The following is a 16,745-nucleotide window of genomic DNA, read 5'->3' as shown; positions in this document are numbered from 1 at the left end:
GATGGAACTGGGTGAACTGTTCTGGCTGTTCCTGTTCGGCTTTGTCGCCTGGTACTGGTGGCGTGCCAAGGCCATCAAGGACCAGGTGCTGCTGGCCGCCCGCCAGTACTGCAAGACCATGGACGTGGCGTTGCTGGACGACGCGGTCTACCTGCGCGGTCTCTGGTTCAAGCGGGATCCGGAAGGCCGCATTCGCGTCTGGCGGCGCTTCCTGTTCGAATTCACCGCCACCGGCGAGGAACGCTACACCGGTCGGGCGATTCTTCTCGGCAGCCGGATCGAGCACATGCAGCTGGACCCTCACCGCATGCCGCCCGGCGACCTGCATTGACCTGTCGCCTTTAAACCTCCCCCAAATGGGCGATACAGCCCCCGTCCCCGATTCCCAATAATGATCGCGCATCGATGACAGGACGCGGCGCCTTTTTGCCGCAACCACCACTCCCAGGAGCGTTCGGAGAAGGCATTCCCGCGCTTCGCAACAAAAACAATCGGAGTCAACCATGCGTAAACTCATCATTCCGTTGGTGGCGCTGTGCTGTGCCGCCGTATCCACTCCCACCTTTGCCTGGTGGGGCTACACCAAGACCAAGTACCCCATCGTGCTCGTCCACGGCGTCACCGGTTTCAGCACCATCGGCGGCCTGATCAACTACTTCCACGATATTCCCTGGAACCTGGAGCGCGATGGCGCCAAGGTCTATACCGCCAGCGTGTCCTTCGTGAACTCCAGCGAACAGCGGGGTCAGCAGTTGGCCAACTACATCAACACGCTGGGCGAGGCCAAGTTCAACCTGATGGCCCACTCCCAGGGCGCACCGACCTCGCGGGTGACGGCTTCGCTGATCCCCAACCGGATTGCCTCCATCACCTCGATCGACGGGGTCAACAAGGGCTCCAAGGTGGCGGACGTGATCCGCGGCATCCTGCCTCCGGGCAGCACGGTTGAAGGCGGCGTCAACGCCATCGCCAATGCCCTGGGCGATCTGGTCAACGCCCTGTCGGATTCCGATAACCCGCAGGACGGCCTGGCCGCGCTGGAAACCCTGACCACGCCGGGCACAACAGCCCTGAATAATGCGCTGGGTTGGAAGGGCGTGAATCCGAACGGCTGCACCGGCACCAACGAGGACGTCTACATCAGCGGCCACAAGATCAAGTTCTTCTCCTGGACCGGCGATGCGGTCTACACCAACTGGTCGGACGTGTCTGATCCGTTCCTGGGCATCACCTCCGCCGCCTTCGGCAGTGAGCCGAATGACGGGCTGGTCGGCGTCTGCGCCACCATGATGGGCAACGTGATCGGCACCAGCTACGACATGAACCACGTGGACGCCATCAACCACCTGTTCGGCGCCCGCTCCGTCTGGACCGATCCGGTCGCCCTCTACCGCAGTCAGGCCAACCGTCTCAAGAACCGCGGCCTGTAATCCCGACCGGGGCGTCCGCGCGGCGCCCCGCATCCCCTGCCATACCGGAGAGCCCCATGCGTTCCTTGAGTCCGTCCACCCGAATCTGGCTGTCACTGGGTCTGGCCGGCGCCGTAGCCGCCGCGGTGTTCTGGCTGGCGCCCACGCCCGAGTCGTCCCCGACGCCAATAGCGAACACAGACCGTCCGGCACCGGCGACGCCCGCCAAGCCACCTCAGCCGGTCAAAGAGCCCGGGTTGGCCAACACCACCGCCGACGCCGACACACCGGGCACCGAGGTGATCGCCAGCACGCCACGGACGTGGGACGACGCCCCCCTGGCGCCGTCCCTGGCGGGTACCGAGATCGATGGCAGCCTGCGCGCGGATGCGTCCGGGCACCTGATTGTCGATCTGCAGACCAAGGATTTCTTCGATTACATGCTCAGCGCCGTGGGTCAGGTGTCGCCGGAAGAGGCCCTGGACGCCATCACCGACATGGCACGCAGCAACCTGCCCCCGGACGCGGCGCAGGAGGCCATTAACCTGCTGGGCCGCTACATCGACTACAAGCGCCAGGCTCTCGCCCTGTCGCAAACGCCGCTGGATCCGGCCCGCGCCAGCGATCCGGCCTACCAGCTGGACCAGCTGCGCAAGGCCCTGGCCGACCTCAAGGCGCTGCGGCGCAACGTGCTCTCCCCCGAGACCGCCGACGCGTTCTACGGTCTGGAAGAAGCCTACGGCGAGTACACCCTGGCCAGCCTGGAAATCCAGCAGCGGGACGACCTGAGCCCCCAGGCCCAACAGACCCTGATCGAATGGCAGCGCCAGCAGCTCCCGGCGCCACTCCGGCACACGGAAAACCAGCTGGTGGCCGATACCCAACAGAGCCTGAATCGCCAGGAAGCCCTGAACAAAGCCAGCTCGCCAGCCGAGGCCGCCGAGCAGTTGCGGAGCCTGGGCATGGCCTCGGAACAGGCGCAGCAGGTGGAAACCTATCTGCAGGAGCGGGACCAGTTTGATAGCCAGTACGCGGCCTATCAGAAAGAGCGGGCGCAGTTGGAAGACGCCGGTCTGGCTCCGGCCGATAAGGCCAAACGGGAAGACGCCCTGCTGGCCGATTACTTCGATAACGAGCGCACGCGCACCTGGGCGCGGCTGCGCCAGCTCGATACGGCCTCACCCTGACGCACGGTTTGGCGGAAGTGTGCACCAGGCCCGGCAGCCAGGGCTGAATCGGCATAGACTGGCTCACCCATGCAGTCAGGACAGAACGCCGTGCAGGCCAGCGAATTTGAAGCCCAGCGCCGGGCCGGTCATCGGCGCCTGCGGTTCACTCCCGCCCTGGAAAAACTCTACCGCGACCAACGCCAGCATGCCCTGCCGGAACGGGCGCGGCCGGTGGCCATCAGCGCCGTTGCCCTGTTCCTGATCTACGCCGCACTGGATCCCTTCCTGCTGCCGAGCGAGCTGGCGCACCAGACCGTTGCCGTGCGCCTGCTGCTGTCGTGTCCGGTCATCCTGCTGATCTGGGGGCTGAGCTACGCGCCGGTCAGCGCCAAGCGCTTCGCCCGTTGGTACGCCGGCGCCTACATCTGGGGCGGGCTGAATGTCGTACTGATCATTGCCCTGGCCCGCCGCCAGGCGTTCCCCATGCCCTACGATGGCATCCTGCTGATGCTGATGTTCGGCTACTTCGTCATGGGTCTGCCGTTTCGCACCGCGTCCGTGGGATCGGCGCTGATCATCGGCAGCTACATCGGTGTGGAAGCGGCGTTCGACACGCCCATGCCGGATATCCTGATGAACGGCTTTTTCCTGCTCACCGCCAACCTGATCGGTATGGTTGGCGCCTGGCTGAGCGAATACCGCCAGCGCGCCCACTTCCTGGACCGCCACCTGCTGGAACTGTCCCGGGAACAGGCGGAAGCGGACAGTGCGGCCAAGACGCACCTGATCAGCGTCGCCAGCCACGACCTGCGCCAGCCCCTGAATGTCATCAACCTCTTGCTGGACAATCTCAGTGCGACCGACTTATCGGCAGACCAACGGCCACTGGCGCGACAACTCAGCCAGTCGGTCACGCACTTCAATGGCCTGCTGGGTTCGTTACTGGACATCTCCCGCATCCAGGAGAACATGATCCGGCCGGTGATGGCGCCCGTCCCGGTGGCTACGGTGATGCAACAGGCGCGGGACGCGTTGGACGCCGAAGCGGTGGAACAGGGCGTCAGCCTGGTGGTCGAGCACTGCAATCCGGCCCTGGCGGTCGAGGCCGATCCCCACCTGCTGCATCGGGTGCTGCAGAACCTGATCGGCAACGCCCTGCAGCACAGCGGCGCAGAAACCATCACCCTCGGCGTCGATGCCGGCGACCGTCAGCACCGCCTCTGGGTCCGCGACGATGGCCGCGGCATGCCCGAGCATGAGCAGACACGGATATTCGAAACCTTCTACCGCCGTGACACCGACAACCAGGCGCAACCGGGGCTGGGCCTGGGGCTGGCGATCACCCGGGAACTGACCGCCATGATGCGCGGCGAACACGGCGTGGTGTCCTGCGAAGGACTGGGCAGCACGTTCTGGGTCACCCTGCCGGCGGCGCAGGCCATTACCACCCAGCCCGCCGCGGCGATGCCCATCGAGCTGCCGGCGGGCGACCGCATCCTGCTGGTGGAGGACGATGACACCGCCCGCGAGGCGCTGCAGCAGATCCTGGAACGCTGGGGGTTTGCCGTACTCAGCGTCGCTACCGGCGCCCTCGCCCGACACCTGGCCCGGCAACAGGCCTTCGGCCTGGCCATCATCGACCTGCACCTGCCGGACATCGCCGGCGACGATCTCTTCCGGGAACTGCTGGCTGCCAACGCGGTTGGTGGCGGCATCCTGATTACCGCCGATACCGGGCGCAAGCAGGCCTACGATCCGGCCCAGCGACTGTGGTTGATGCACAAACCCATCGTGCCGGCCCGTCTACGGGCTGCGCTGATCCGCATCCAGCACACCGAGGCGGTCTGAAATCAGTCCCAGGGAACGGGCCAGCGCCACGCATTCGGTCCGGTTGTGGACGTCCAGCTGCTGGAAGACGGCTTTCACGTGGGTCTTGACCGTGTGTTCGGTGAGATCCAGCACCTGACAGATCCGCTTGTTGGGCAGGCCCTCGGCCAGCAGCGTCAGCACCTGCTGCTGGCGCGGCGTCAGCCCTGACGGAGACGCCGCCGGGGGCAGGCTCGCCGGAAACGCCGTCTCGCCGCGCGCGACCGCCCGGATCACCCGCACCAGTTGTCGCCGGCCGGCAGACTTGGGAAGGAAGCCCTGCACACCGGCCGCCTGTACCGCACGCACCGTGCCCTCGTCCTCGGCACTGGAAATCACAATGACCGGCGTCGGCAGCCCCGCGGACGCCAGGAACGGCATCAGCGCCAGCCCGCCTTCCCGCGGCAGGCGCAGGTCCAGCAGGATCAGGTCGATGCCCGGTGCGGCCGACAATTGTTGCTGGGCTTCGTTCAGGTTGCGGGCGTGATCGATGTGGCCGGCCAGCCCTTCGCGCAGCAGCAGGTCGCCCAGGCCATTGGAGAACAGGGGATGGTCGTCCACGATCAGGATATGACCGACCGTGGGTTCGATGGACTGACGGATGCCAGTGTCGTCGCTGATCTGTGTCATGATGCTCGAGCTGGTCATTGTTATTGTTAGGGAGCCACATCATTGTGGATCACTGAGATGATCCTTCACTCTCCGGCCAATCTACTATACGCGGCGACGCCCATTCGCGATGTGCGCCCGGTCGAAAATGTGAACCGCGTCAGGGACTGGTTAACAGGCTGTTAACCGACCATCCCTTGCCCTGGCGGCGCGCCATGGCTCATAGTTGGACAGCCTCCAAGACCCAGCGACACAGGAAAACAGCATGACTGAGCATGCCCCCATCAAGGGTTCCGATCTTTTCGTCCGCGCCCTGGAAAAAGAAGGCGTCGAATACATCTTCGGCGTTCCCGGCGAGGAAAACCTCGACCTGCTGGAATCGATCCGCACCTCCAGCATCCAGTTGATCCTCACACGACACGAGCAGGCTGCCGGCTTCATGGCCGCCACCTATGGCCGGCTCACAGGTAAGGTCGGGGTCAGCCTGTCGACGTTGGGTCCGGGGGCCACCAACCTGGTCACCGCGGCGGCCTACGCCCAACTGGGCGCCATGCCGATGCTGATGATTTCCGGCCAGAAGCCGATCAAGTCGTCCAAGCAGGGCCTGTTCCAGATCCTCGACATTGTTGACCTGATGCGCCCGCTAACCAAATACACGCGCCAGATCAGCAACGCCAACACCATTCCGGCCAAGCTGCGCGAAGCCGTGCGGCTGGCCACCGAAGAGCGCCCGGGGGCCGTACACCTGGAGCTGCCGGAAGACATCGCCTCGGAAATGGCCGATGCCGACACCCACATCTTCACCCCCAGCGACGCCCGCCGGCCCACCGCTAGCGAGAAGAGCCTGCAGCAGGCCTGCGACCTGATCCGCGAGGCGAAACACCCGCTGATCATGATCGGCGCCGGCGCCAACCGGAAACGGATCTCCAAGGCACTGATCAACCTCGTGGAATCCACGGGCATTCCCTTTTTCACCACCCAGATGGGCAAGGGTGTGGTGGATGAACGCCACCCCCGTTACCTGGGCAACGCCGCGTTGTCGGACGGCGACTTCGTGCATTGCGCCATCGATCACGCGGACCTGGTGGTGAACGTCGGCCACGATGTGGTGGAGAAGCCCCCCTTCTTCATGCACCCGGGCGGCAAGAAGGTGATCCATGTGAACTTCAGCCCGGCAGACGTGGATCCGGTCTATTTCCCGCAGCACGAAGTGGTGGGCGATATCGCCAACAGCGTCGACTGGCTGGCCGAGAATTGCGGTCGCTGCGAACACCACGATTTCGAGGAATTCATGCGGGTGAAGGAATCGGTGGAGAAGCACCTGCGGGAGAAAACCGACAGCGACAGCTTCCCGGTCCTGCCCCAGCGGATTGTTGCGGATGTGCGCCGCGTGATGCCTGAGGACGGCATCATTGCGCTGGACAACGGCATGTACAAGATCTGGTTCGCCCGTAACTACAAGGCCTACGACAACAACACAGTGTTGCTGGACAACGCCCTCGCCTCCATGGGCGCCGGCCTGCCCAGCGCCATGGCAGCGGCCATGCTCTATCCCGACCAGAAGATCATGGCGATCTGCGGCGACGGCGGCTTCATGATGAACAGCCAGGAGCTGGAAACCGCGGTGCGGCTCAAGCTCAACCTGGTGATTTTAATCGTCAACGACAGCGCCTACGGCATGATCAAGTGGAAGCAGGGGCAGGACGGCTTCGCGAACTTCGGACTGGATTACGGCAACCCGGATTTCGTGCGCTACGCCGAGTCCTACGGCGCCACCGGCCATCGCGTCCAGAGCGCGGCTGAACTGGCGCCCACCCTGGCCAAAGCCCTTGAAGCCGGCGGCATTCACCTGGTGGACGTGCCGGTGGATTACCGTGAAAACACCCGGGTTTTCGACGAGGAGCTGAAGCAGTTGACCTGCCACAAAGGCAACTGAGACGGATTGCAGTCCAGACTTCGGCAATCACCTACTCGGGAGCGACTTAATCCCGGAAGGCGATTTCCTATACTGGGGTTGGGAACCGCCGAACAGGCACGACACGAGGTGCCTGTTCGGAGATTCCACCGGAATCACTCCCCAACATAGACCGGAGCCATGGACATACAAACCGACCACCGTTATGCCATCAACCTGAACGTACGCGGCATCCAGCCGTCCGCCACCCTGCGCATCAACGAGCTGAGCAACCAGCTCCGCCAGGAAGGGCGCGACATCATCAAACTCGGCCTGGGTCAGTCCCCCTTCCCCGTCCCCGAACGGGTCACCGAAGCCCTGCGCGAGCACGCCTTCGAGAAGGACTACCTGCCGGTGAAAGGGCTCAAGGCCCTGCGTCAGTCCATCTCCGGCTACATCAACCGCAGCCAGAACATGCGATCGACCTGGGAAGACGTCCTGATCGGCCCGGGCTCCAAGGAACTGCTGTTCATCCTGCAACTGGCCTACTACGGTGACCTGCTGATCCCGCGCCCCAGCTGGGTGTCCTATGCACCGCAGGCCCGCATCATCGGTCGCTCGGTCCACTGGCTGCCGACCCATGCGGAGAACAACTGGCAGCTGACCGCCGAGGAACTGGACATCATCTGCCGCGACGACCCGACCCGGCCGCGCATCCTGATCCTCAACTACCCGTCCAACCCGACCGGCTGCACCTACACTGACGATCAGCTGCTGGCCATTGCCAACGTGGCCCGCAAGTACAACCTGATCCTGCTGTCGGATGAGATCTACGGCGAGGTGCACTTCGAAGGACAACACAAGTCCATCGCCCGCTACTACCCGGAAGGCACCATCATCAGCACCGGTCTGAGCAAGTGGGCGGGCGCGGGCGGCTGGCGTGTGGGGTGTTTTATCTTCCCGGAAGAACTGCGCCCGCTGCAGGACGCCATGGCGATCATCGCCAGCGAGACTTACACGGCCACCAGCGCGCCCATCCAGCACGCGGCAGTCACCGCCTTCGATGGCGGCGAGGACATCGACCTCTACCTGCACAATTCCCGGCGCGTACTCAAGGTGATTGGCGAGTACCTGCACCGCCGGCTGGAGGCCATGAGCATCTGGTGCCAAAGGCCCCAAGGCGGGTTTTACCTGTTCCCGGACTTCGTGGACTATCAGGAGGCGCTGGCCCGCCACGACATCAAGACCAGCCCGGCCCTGTGTACAGCCATTCTGGAAGACACCGGCATCGCCATTCTGCCCGCCAGTGACTTCGGCTTCGTACCGGACAAGCTCAGTGCGCGCCTGGCCTTTGTCGACTTCGACGGGGGCGAAGCTCTGGCCCTGGCTGCCAGCGACTACGCCGACACGCCCCTGGACGACGCCTTCGTCGATCAGGCCTGCCCGCGCCTGAAGCTGGCCATGGACAAGCTGGAGAAATGGCTGGAGGCCCTCTGACTCAGCGCCGGGCCCCGGGAGACTCGGGTCCGGTTCCGCATTGTCACCTTCCCGACAAACAGGCATCCTGAGCCTTCCCATCCGCCGCTATGCAAAAGGACAGCCCGTGTCCCTGACTGAAATTGCCGATTTTGCCGAACAGATTGCCCGTGAAGCGGGCGAATTGATCGTCCGTGAGCGCGAGGGAAACCGCCTGCGAACCGACTACAAGGCGCAAACCGAACTGGTCACCCACGCCGACGTGATGGCGGACGAGCTGATTGCGAAGGCCATCCGCACGCGCTTTCCCGACCATCGCATCCTCTCCGAGGAAGCGTCCCCGGATAAGAGCCAGGCGGAGAACCTGGACACGCCGCTGTGGATTGTCGATCCCATCGACGGCACGGTGAACTACGCCTATGGCCATCCCCAGGTGGCCGTGTCCATTGCCTTTGCCGATCAGGGAGCGGTGCAGATGGGTCTGGTCCACGCGCCGTTTGCCGGCGAGACCTTCCGGGCTGTGCTGGGTCAGGGGGCCACCCTGAACGGCGAAGCCATCCACAACAGCGAGGCCGACACCCCGCGCGAGGCCCTGTTCGCCACCGGCTTCCCTTATGGCAAGGATGAACTGGCGCCGCTGATCCGGCGGCTGGACGTGATGCTCCATCACTGCCGCGACCTGCGACGCATTGGCTCGGCGGCGCTGGATATCTGCTGGGTGGCTGCAGGACGCCTGGACGCCTATTACGAGACCGTCAGCCCGTGGGATTTTGCGGCAGCGCGGGTGATTGCGCTGGAGGCCGGAGCCCGTTGCGGGCATTTCTCGCCGGTGCCGGCGGGTTACCCCGAGGATCTCTGGCCGAAGGATCTGTTGATCTGCGCGCCGGCCCTGTTCGACCGGCTGCAGGATTTACTCGGCAACGCCTGACGCCTCGTCGTCATGAACGGCGGCCGAGTGAGCCCGGTGCACGGCCCGCTGGTCCTCATAGATGGGTTCCAGCAGATTGTCGAGCTCGCCACTCTCGCGCATCGCCTGGAGCTGGGTGTTGAACTGCCCCATCAGCTCGTCGCCCCGGCCGGTCTTGCGGCTGAATAGCAGGTGCAACGACTTGCGATGCAACGGGTGCGGGTCGTGCGTGATCGATCCCCATTGGTCCTTGGGCAGGACGGCACGGATCATGCCGTAACCGACCGCCCGGTCCTGCGGGTAGAGATCGATCCGGCCATGGGCGAGCAGCCGCACATTGCCGGCATCCTCGGCAATCCGTTTGACGGTAATCTCCCCCGCCTTTTCGGCCCGCTCGAACGGCTGGCCATAAAAATACCCCAGGGTGGCGCCAATGGTGTAGCCCTGCAGATCCGCCATGCTGTCCCAGTCGAATTGGTCCCCGCGCCGATAGAAAAACACCTGTTCGCCATCGACGATGGGCAGGCTGCAGAGGTACTTGCGGGCCCGCGCGTCGGAACAGTAATAGGGCATCATGGCGTCCTGTTCGCCGGTGGCGACGAACTGGGCGTTGCGGGTCCAGGGATAGACGTTGAATTTGACGTCATAACCAGCCCGGGCGAAGGCCAGCTTGATGATGTGGCCCATGGGACCAAAGTCCGGCAGCGACGCGTCGACATAGGGTTGCCAGTCGCCGGTCGCGATCTCGACAACGGAATGCTCCGCAGGATCAGTGTCCGCGAAGCATTGGGATAGGGGGAAGAGCACGGCGGCCAGAAACGCCAGCCCGCCGGAACATACCAATCTGTATTGAGACATCCTGATTCATCGCCTGGTTCAGACCATCACGCGATTTCACCGGTACCGGCCCTGCCGGTAACTGCTTCCGGGTCCTCAGGGCTGGCTGCCTCGTTGAAACGGCAACCGTCCCTCCACCACGCCTGGAAGTCGGGGCGTTTCCCGCCCCAATCTTGTTATTATGAAACCGCTATCTTACGGAGTGTAATGCGATCCTTGGCCAATGCCTGAGAGGCAGCGCAAAACACGGGCAAAGCGTAGCGGTTGAAGACCCTATTCTGCTGTGCGCCAGATCCCTAACGCAAGCGCTTCCCAGAATTCATCGAAATGCGCATCCGGACGATGCTGGAAGGAGGATCGGGTAAACCGCTGGATACGGCCCTCGATCAACGTCGTGTACCATTCCGCCGTGCGCGCGGAGCTGGTGGCCGGGCGCAGGCCCTGGCGGATTTCCCCTTCCTTGATGACCTGCCGGGCCTGGGTTTCCAGGCGTTCGAAGAACTGGGACACCCGATGCCGCAGGCCGGGATCCTCGCCCACCAGGGCGTCGCCGGTCAGCACCCGGCACAGCCCGGGGTTGCGCTGGGCGAACACCAGCACCAGTTGGGCCAGCTTGCGCAGCCGGCTGCGGGCGTCCTCTTCCTCTCGCAGGATGAGCTGGCAGCGGGTAAACACCGTTTCCTCCACAAACTCGATCAGGCCCTCGAACATTTTCCGCTTGCTGGGAAAATGCCGGTACAGGGCGGCTTCGGTCACGCCCACGGAACGCGCCAGCGCCGCCGTGGTTATCCGTGCATCGGGGTCAGTCTCCAGCATTTCTGCCAGAGTCTGCAGGATCCGCTCGCGGCGGCTCGGTGTTTTGTCAGTCATTCGGTAATTCCAGCTCCGAAAGATGGTTTCTCCGGACCGGCTCACCGTATGCCAGCCTGCCCGGGTCTTTCCGGGGACCAGCGCTGCCCCCACGTGACCGCCTTATCGCGGTTCTGTTTTCTTTGATCGGGAGCCTTTATCGCTCCTCTTTTTCGGTCGATGTGTCCTAGAAAAACGTTCCGTCGATGGGCGACGAGGCACTGGCGTAGGCACGCCGAGGCATGCGCCCCGCCAGCCAGGCTTCGCGACCGGACTCGATCGCCAACTTCATGGCCCGGGCCATGCGAATCGGGTCACCGGCCTGGGCGATGGCGGTGTTCATCAGCACGCCGTCACAGCCCAACTCCATCGCAATGGTAGCATCCGACGCGGTGCCCACGCCGGCATCCACCAGGATCGGCACGTCGGCGTTCTCGACGATCATGCGGATGTTGTAGCGGTTCTGGATGCCCAGCCCGGAGCCGATCGGCGCGCCCAGCGGCATGACCGCAACGCAGCCCATTTCTTCCAGGCGTTTGGCCAGCAGCGGATCGTCGCTGGTGTACACCATCACCTCAAACCCGTCGTTGATCAGGGTTTCGGCCGCCTCCAGCGTCGCCGGCATGTTGGGGTACAGGGTTTTCTCTTCCCCGAGCACTTCCAGTTTTACCAGATTGTGGCCGTCCAGCAGTTCACGGGCCAGACGACAGGTGCGCACCGCATCCTTGGCGGTGAAGCAGCCGGCGGTATTGGGCAGGATGGTATAGCGATCCGGCGAAACCACATCCAACAGGTTGGGCTCGTCCGGGTTCTGGCCGATGTTGGTCCGGCGTACGGCCACGGTGACGATCTCCGCACCGCTGGCCTCGATGGCCCGGCCGGTTTCTTCCAGATCCTGGTATTTGCCGGTCCCCACCAGCAAGCGGGACTGGTAGGTGCGCCCGGCGACAATCAGTGGTTTGTCCTGTTTTGGCTCGGTCATAACGTGGTCCTGACTGCAGCGGGACGACGCCCCGCTGGAATGGGTCAAACAATAAAGGGATTGGATAAACAGCGCGTGAAACCCGGTGCGCGATACGCCGCGGCCCCGTCCGGAACGGCGGTTACGCCATCAGCCGCCGCCGATGGCGTGAACCACCTCGACCCGGTCACCGGCCTGCAGCCGATGCTCGCCGTGGCGACTGCGCGGCACGATGTCTTCGTTGACTTCCACCGCCAGGCGCCGTCCACCCAGTCCCAGTTGTTCGATCAGGGTGGCGACGGTTGCGGTGTCCGTCAGTTCGCGGGATTCACCGTTCAGTTGAATCAGCACGATCTTCATTCTCCGGATGACGTTTGACGGCTGCGATCACCAGACAGATCCAGCCGATCATGAAACACAGCCCTCCCATGGGCGTGACAGGCCCCAGTGCCTTCAGTTCCAGCAGCACCAGGCCGTACAGACTGCCGCTGAACAGCAGGATGCCGGCGATGAAGAAGCCGGCGGCCGCCTTCAGCCAACGGTGCGCCAGCCCCAACCCACTCAGGACGGCAACCGCCAGTAGCGCCAGGGCATGATACATCTGATAGGTCACGCCGGTCTGGAAGACCTCCAGGCCTCGCGGGGAAACCATCTGGCGCAGACCATGAGCCCCGAAGGCGCCGGCCATGACGCCGGTCAGCGCAAACAGGGCTCCCACCAGCAGGATCCAGCGGGTCACGCCGCGCTCAGCAGTCACAGTGCACGCGCTCCCCGCTGTCCAGGTCCATCAGGGTCAGCTTGCCACCCCAGACGCAGCCGGTGTCCAGCGCGATGTAGCGATCGATCCCGGTGCGGCCTTCCAGCGACGCCCAATGGCCAAAGATGACCCGGGTCTGATCCTGACGGGGGAACTGGAACCAGGGCGCAAAGCCTTCAGGAGCATTGGTGGCGGAATCCTTGGTAATCAGGTCCAGCCGGCCATCTTCGGCGATAAAACGCATGCGGGTGAAATAGTTGGTGATCACCCGCCAGCGGTCCATGCCGGTCAGCCCCGGTTGCCAACCGGCCGGTTCGTTGCCGTACATCTCGCGAAAATAGCCTTCAGCGTCGCCGCTCTGCAATACGGCTTCCAACTCCCGGCTGTAACCCAGGGCGTCATTCACCGACCAGATGTGCGGCAGGCCGGCATGGCTCATAAACAGGTCCCTGGCCGCATCATAAATCGCCAGGTTCTGCCGGCGTAGCCAGCCAATCAGGTAATTGACGTCCTCGGCATCGAGGATTTCCTGCAGCGTGTCCTTGCGCTTGATGGCGTGACCGCCCAGGGCCACCGCCAGAAGGTGCAGATCGTGATTGCCCAGCACCACCCGGGCGGAACTGCCCAGGCTCTCGATGAACCGCAGGGTCGCCAGTGATGACGGCCCGCGGTTGATCAGGTCTCCCGCCACCCACAGGCTATCCTGTGAGGGCGAGAAATCGACAATGTCGAGGACATCCTGCAGGCGGTCGTAACAACCCTGGATGTCACCTACGGCGTAATCGGTCATGGGACTCGAAATCCATTCATTACGGTGCGTTGCCTGAGCGGAACGACGGCGCCTTTAACCCGCGAGAAAATCGGCGATACGGACGTATTCCTGCAGGGTCAGGTTCTCCGGACGCAGACCATCGTCAATATCCAGTGCGCGCAAGTCATCCGCGCTGACGAGGCTGCCCAGCGCCTTACGCAGGGTTTTGCGCCGCGCATTGAAAGCGGTTCGCACCACAGACTGTAGCAGGTTCAGGTCCTTCGCCGGAAACGGCAGCGTCTTATGAGGCACCAGACGAACGATGGCCGAATCCACCTTCGGCGCCGGTCGGAAGGCGCCCGGACCGACTTCGAAAAGCGGCTGCACCTGACAGAAATACTGGGCCATGATGCCCAGCCGGCCATAGTGCTTGTCGCCGGCCGTGGCCGCCAGACGCTGCACCACTTCCTTCTGCAGCATGAAGTGCATGTCCTGCACCACGCCCGCCTGCTCCAGCAGGTGGAAGATCAGCGGCGTGGAAATATTGTAGGGCAGGTTACCGACAATCCGCAGGGGCTTGTCCTGTGCCAGTTCGGCAAAATCGAAGCGCAGCGCGTCCGCTTCGTGGATGCGGAAGTCGGGGTAGTTGAAGAACTTGGTCCGCAGCACCGGGATCAGGTCGCGATCCAGTTCCACCACCTGCAGCGCCGGATTCACGGCCAGCAACTCTTCGGTCAGGGCGCCCAGGCCCGGACCGATTTCCACCAGCACGTCGTCCGGCTGCGGATGGATCGCCCGCACGATGCGTTCGATCACGCCCGGGTCGTGTAGGAAGTTCTGGCCAAAGCGTTTACGGGCCTGATGGCCGGCGGATTTAGACATGAGCGGCATCCCGGCGACAACGCGCCATCTTGATTGCAGTGATTATGGCGGTGTGCAGGCTTCCGGCGTCAGCCGTACCTTTGCCGGCGAGATCCAGAGCGGTGCCGTGATCGACGGATGTGCGCACGATGGGCAGCCCCAGCGTCACGTTCACGGCATTGCCGAAGCCCTTGAACTTGAGCACCGGCAGGCCTTGATCGTGGTACATGGCGAGCACGGCATCCGCGTCATCCAGCCAGTGCGGCGTGAACAGGGTGTCGGCGGGCAGCGGGCCGATCAGGTGAAGGCCTTCACCGCGCAACTGATCCAGCGTCGGCTCGATCACCTCGATTTCCTCCCGGCCCAGATGCCCCCCCTCACCCGCGTGGGGATTCAGTCCGGACACCAGGATGCGGGGCTCGACCACCCCGAAGAAGGTTTTCAGGTCGTGATCGAGAATGCGCGTGACCTGGGTCAGGCGTTCGGGAGTAATCGCCGCGGAAACGTCTTTCAGGGGTAAGTGGGTGGTTACCAGCGCGACCCGCAGACCGTCGGTCGCGAGCATCATCACCACCCGCTCGACACCACAGAGATCCTGCAAGAATTCCGTATGGCCGCTGAACGCAATGCCGGCGTCGTTGATCACGCCCTTGTGGACCGGCGCGGTGACCATGCCGTCAAAAGTGCCGTCCAGACAGCCGCGTGCCGCGGTTTCCAGGGTCGCCAGGACGTAGCGGCTGTTGGCCACATCCAGCTGGCCGGCTTCGCGGGTCTGCAGGCCCGGGACGGTGAGAACGGACAACCGGCCCGCGGCCGTTTCCGCCGCATCGCCCGGCTGCCAGTCCCGAAGTGCCACATCCAGACCCAGTGTGACGGCCCGGGACTCGAGCAATTCCCGATCAGCCACCACGACGATCCCCGCCTCCCGCGTTTCCTGCGCCAGCTGCAGGCAGAGGTCGGGACCGATGCCCGCCGGTTCACCGGCGGTCAGGGCCAGGGTCAGCGGCTGGGTCATGATGCGTCAGCGCTCTCCTGCGGATTGCCGGGCGTGTCACCGCCTTTTCCCTTGGCCTGGGCGTTGTCGTCGTCCTGGCCCTTGATGTCCACGTAGGCTTCTTCGCGGATTTCACGCAGCCAGTTCTGCAACTCGACTTCGTACTTGCGGCGGTAGAGCACCTGGCGGGCTTCGTTTTCTTTCAGCTTGTCACCAATGTCTTTCTGGCGGCGATCCTGAACCTGCAGGATATGCCAGCCGAAGCGGGACCGGAAAGGCCCTTTCAGTTCGCCAACTTTCGCCTCTTTCATGGCCTGCTCGAACGCCGGCACCATCTCGCCCGGGCTGACCCAGCCCAGGTTGCCGCCGTCGGAACCGGAGACGCTGTCGTCGGAATATTCCTTGGCCAGTGCCGCAAAGTCGGCGCCGTTCTTGAGCTTGTCGTAGATCTCGTTGATCAGGCTCTGGGCCTGGGCGTCGGTGCGCGCGTCGCTCGGACGAATCAGGATATGACGGACTTTGGACTGCTCCACCAGCTTGCCGTTGTCGCCGCCCCGTTTGTCCAGCACGGTCACGATGTGGAAGCCGCTGCCGCTGCGCAGTACCTGGGACGGCTGACCCACTTCAAGCTCGGGCACCACGTCGACCACCAGGGACGGCAACTGGTTTTCGGTGCGCCAGCCCAGCACACCGCCGTCCAGCGCGTTGGAGCCGTCGGACTCTGCCACGGCCACCTGTTTGAAATCGGTACCGTTGGCGATTTCCTGGCGCAGCTTCTCGGCCTTGGCCTGGGCGGCGTCCACTTCGTCGGCATTGTTGAAGTCGTCGACGGCCACCAGGATGTTGCCCAGCAGGTATTCCTCACCGCTCTTTTCGCGGCCGGCCTGGGCCTGGAGGAAGTTATCCACTTCCCGCTTGGTAACACGCACCCGGCTGTCGACCCGGCGCTGCTGCACCCGGCTGATCAGCATTTCGCGGCGGATCTGCTCGCGGGCCTCACGGTAGGTGAGTCCTTCGCTGGCCAGGGCGTCCTCGAACTGTTCGAGCGTGTAGCCGTTGCGTTTGGCGATGCTCTGCATGGTGTCGTTCAGCTCGTTGTCGCTGATCCGCATCCCCATCTTGTCCGCCATCTGCAGCTGGATGGAGTCCTGGATCAGTTGGTCCAGCACTCGTTTCTCCAGCACGCTCTGGGGCGGCAGGCTGGTGCCCTGGGCGTTGAGCCGGGCCTTGACCGTGCGCACCCGGCTGTCCAGTTCGGACTGCAGGATCACGCTGTCATCGACGATGGCGATGACGCTGTCCAGCGGCTTGCGTTCAGCCAGTGCGTTCTGGGCAGTCACCGCCAGCATCAGCAGGACCATGACACGTGCGCACAGGCGCAGGGATGCCTTCATATTCACCTCAG

The 16,745-nt window shown here is 63.8% G+C and carries 17 protein-coding genes; 7 read left to right on the top strand and 10 right to left on the bottom strand.

What is annotated here, in order from left to right:
- The first annotated feature begins 1 nt into the window (after position 1).
- The 4 genes from EB809_RS18660 to EB809_RS18645 all read left to right on the top strand — a co-directional run bounded on the left by EB809_RS18660 (position 2) and on the right by EB809_RS18645 (position 4,426).
- The gene (locus EB809_RS18660) at positions 2-331 is read left to right on the top strand and encodes a DUF3301 domain-containing protein (RefSeq protein WP_123636360.1); all 330 of its coding nucleotides are present in this window, start codon (positions 2-4) and stop codon (positions 329-331) included.
- Between the two features lie 172 nt (positions 332-503).
- Complete coding sequence (locus tag EB809_RS18655; RefSeq protein ID WP_123636359.1) at positions 504-1,430, top strand: esterase/lipase family protein; 927 nt, start codon at positions 504-506, stop codon at positions 1,428-1,430.
- A gap of 56 nt (positions 1,431-1,486) precedes the next feature.
- Positions 1,487-2,596: a lipase secretion chaperone gene (locus EB809_RS18650; RefSeq protein ID WP_123636358.1), complete on the top strand. Its 1,110-nt coding sequence runs from the start codon at positions 1,487-1,489 to the stop codon at positions 2,594-2,596.
- 69 nt (positions 2,597-2,665) lie between these two features.
- The gene (locus EB809_RS18645; RefSeq protein WP_123636357.1) at positions 2,666-4,426 is read left to right on the top strand and encodes a hybrid sensor histidine kinase/response regulator; all 1,761 of its coding nucleotides are present in this window, start codon (positions 2,666-2,668) and stop codon (positions 4,424-4,426) included.
- Here EB809_RS18645 and EB809_RS18640 read toward each other — a convergent pair.
- Positions 4,382-5,074: a response regulator gene (locus EB809_RS18640; RefSeq protein ID WP_190294963.1), complete on the bottom strand. Its 693-nt coding sequence runs from the start codon at positions 5,072-5,074 to the stop codon at positions 4,382-4,384. The genes EB809_RS18645 and EB809_RS18640 overlap by 45 nt on opposite strands.
- 244 nt (positions 5,075-5,318) lie before the next feature.
- Between EB809_RS18640 and EB809_RS18635 the strand changes: the two genes are divergently transcribed.
- The 3 genes from EB809_RS18635 (at position 5,319) to EB809_RS18625 (ending at position 9,351) form a co-directional block, all read left to right on the top strand.
- Positions 5,319-6,989, top strand: coding sequence for an acetolactate synthase large subunit (locus tag EB809_RS18635; protein WP_123636355.1), 1,671 nt, complete (start codon positions 5,319-5,321; stop codon positions 6,987-6,989).
- 159 nt (positions 6,990-7,148) lie between these two features.
- The gene (locus EB809_RS18630; RefSeq protein WP_123636354.1) at positions 7,149-8,444 is read left to right on the top strand and encodes a pyridoxal phosphate-dependent aminotransferase; all 1,296 of its coding nucleotides are present in this window, start codon (positions 7,149-7,151) and stop codon (positions 8,442-8,444) included.
- Between the two features lie 106 nt (positions 8,445-8,550).
- A complete protein-coding gene (locus EB809_RS18625) occupies positions 8,551-9,351 on the top strand; it encodes an inositol monophosphatase family protein (protein ID WP_123636353.1) in 801 nt (266 codons plus the stop codon).
- On the opposite strand, the gene EB809_RS18620 is transcribed toward EB809_RS18625, so the two are convergent.
- The 9 genes from EB809_RS18620 to EB809_RS18580 all read right to left on the bottom strand — a co-directional run bounded on the left by EB809_RS18620 (position 9,334) and on the right by EB809_RS18580 (position 16,734).
- Entirely contained in the window at positions 9,334-10,188 is an 855-nt protein-coding gene (locus tag EB809_RS18620; protein ID WP_123636352.1) for a substrate-binding periplasmic protein, read from the bottom strand. The genes EB809_RS18625 and EB809_RS18620 overlap by 18 nt on opposite strands.
- A 252-nt stretch (positions 10,189-10,440) precedes the next feature.
- Complete coding sequence (gene slmA / locus EB809_RS18615; protein WP_123636351.1) at positions 10,441-11,037, bottom strand: nucleoid occlusion factor SlmA; 597 nt, start codon at positions 11,035-11,037, stop codon at positions 10,441-10,443.
- A 166-nt stretch (positions 11,038-11,203) separates the two neighbouring features.
- On the bottom strand, positions 11,204-11,998 hold the full coding sequence (locus EB809_RS18610) for a thiazole synthase (protein ID WP_123636350.1): 795 nt from the start codon (positions 11,996-11,998) through the stop codon (positions 11,204-11,206).
- Between the two features lie 129 nt (positions 11,999-12,127).
- A complete protein-coding gene (gene thiS / locus EB809_RS18605) occupies positions 12,128-12,337 on the bottom strand; it encodes a sulfur carrier protein ThiS (protein ID WP_236012308.1) in 210 nt (69 codons plus the stop codon).
- Positions 12,306-12,716, bottom strand: coding sequence for a DUF423 domain-containing protein (locus EB809_RS18600; protein ID WP_263317011.1), 411 nt, complete (start codon positions 12,714-12,716; stop codon positions 12,306-12,308). Before EB809_RS18600 ends, thiS begins: the two co-directional genes overlap by 32 nt.
- Positions 12,717-12,723: 7 nt before the next feature.
- Complete coding sequence (locus EB809_RS18595; RefSeq protein WP_123636348.1) at positions 12,724-13,524, bottom strand: symmetrical bis(5'-nucleosyl)-tetraphosphatase; 801 nt, start codon at positions 13,522-13,524, stop codon at positions 12,724-12,726.
- Positions 13,525-13,578: 54 nt separating this feature from the next.
- On the bottom strand, positions 13,579-14,367 hold the full coding sequence (gene rsmA, locus EB809_RS18590; protein ID WP_123636347.1) for a 16S rRNA (adenine(1518)-N(6)/adenine(1519)-N(6))-dimethyltransferase RsmA: 789 nt from the start codon (positions 14,365-14,367) through the stop codon (positions 13,579-13,581).
- Complete coding sequence (gene pdxA / locus EB809_RS18585; RefSeq protein WP_123636346.1) at positions 14,360-15,361, bottom strand: 4-hydroxythreonine-4-phosphate dehydrogenase PdxA; 1,002 nt, start codon at positions 15,359-15,361, stop codon at positions 14,360-14,362. The genes rsmA and pdxA overlap by 8 nt, the downstream gene beginning before the upstream one ends.
- Positions 15,358-16,734, bottom strand: a complete 1,377-nt coding sequence (locus EB809_RS18580) for a peptidylprolyl isomerase (RefSeq protein WP_123636345.1) — start codon at positions 16,732-16,734, stop codon at positions 15,358-15,360. Before EB809_RS18580 ends, pdxA begins: the two co-directional genes overlap by 4 nt.
- Between the last annotated feature and the right edge of the window lie 11 nt (positions 16,735-16,745).

Source organism: Marinobacter sp. R17 (assembly GCF_003789045.1).
GTDB lineage: Bacteria > Pseudomonadota > Gammaproteobacteria > Pseudomonadales > Oleiphilaceae > Marinobacter_A > Marinobacter_A mangrovi.
This window is presented reverse-complemented; position numbering and strand designations above follow the sequence as displayed.

Excerpts from the sequence above, each read along its gene's own strand:
- EB809_RS18660 (WP_123636360.1), top strand. The coding sequence starts at position 2 with ATGGAACTGGGTGAACTGTTCTGGCTGTTCCTGTTCGGCTTTGTCGCC.
- EB809_RS18655 (WP_123636359.1), top strand. The coding sequence starts at position 504 with ATGCGTAAACTCATCATTCCGTTGGTGGCGCTGTGCTGTGCCGCCGTA.
- EB809_RS18650 (WP_123636358.1), top strand. The coding sequence starts at position 1,487 with ATGCGTTCCTTGAGTCCGTCCACCCGAATCTGGCTGTCACTGGGTCTG.
- EB809_RS18645 (WP_123636357.1), top strand. The coding sequence starts at position 2,666 with ATGCAGTCAGGACAGAACGCCGTGCAGGCCAGCGAATTTGAAGCCCAG.
- EB809_RS18640 (WP_190294963.1), bottom strand. The coding sequence starts at position 5,074 with ATGACACAGATCAGCGACGACACTGGCATCCGTCAGTCCATCGAACCC.
- EB809_RS18635 (WP_123636355.1), top strand. The coding sequence starts at position 5,319 with ATGACTGAGCATGCCCCCATCAAGGGTTCCGATCTTTTCGTCCGCGCC.
- EB809_RS18630 (WP_123636354.1), top strand. The coding sequence starts at position 7,149 with ATGGACATACAAACCGACCACCGTTATGCCATCAACCTGAACGTACGC.
- EB809_RS18620 (WP_123636352.1), bottom strand. The coding sequence starts at position 10,188 with ATGTCTCAATACAGATTGGTATGTTCCGGCGGGCTGGCGTTTCTGGCC.
- slmA (WP_123636351.1), bottom strand. The coding sequence starts at position 11,037 with ATGACTGACAAAACACCGAGCCGCCGCGAGCGGATCCTGCAGACTCTG.
- EB809_RS18610 (WP_123636350.1), bottom strand. The coding sequence starts at position 11,998 with ATGACCGAGCCAAAACAGGACAAACCACTGATTGTCGCCGGGCGCACC.
- thiS (WP_236012308.1), bottom strand. The coding sequence starts at position 12,337 with ATGAAGATCGTGCTGATTCAACTGAACGGTGAATCCCGCGAACTGACG.
- EB809_RS18595 (WP_123636348.1), bottom strand. The coding sequence starts at position 13,524 with ATGACCGATTACGCCGTAGGTGACATCCAGGGTTGTTACGACCGCCTG.
- rsmA (WP_123636347.1), bottom strand. The coding sequence starts at position 14,367 with ATGTCTAAATCCGCCGGCCATCAGGCCCGTAAACGCTTTGGCCAGAAC.
- pdxA (WP_123636346.1), bottom strand. The coding sequence starts at position 15,361 with ATGACCCAGCCGCTGACCCTGGCCCTGACCGCCGGTGAACCGGCGGGC.
- EB809_RS18580 (WP_123636345.1), bottom strand. The coding sequence starts at position 16,734 with ATGAAGGCATCCCTGCGCCTGTGCGCACGTGTCATGGTCCTGCTGATG.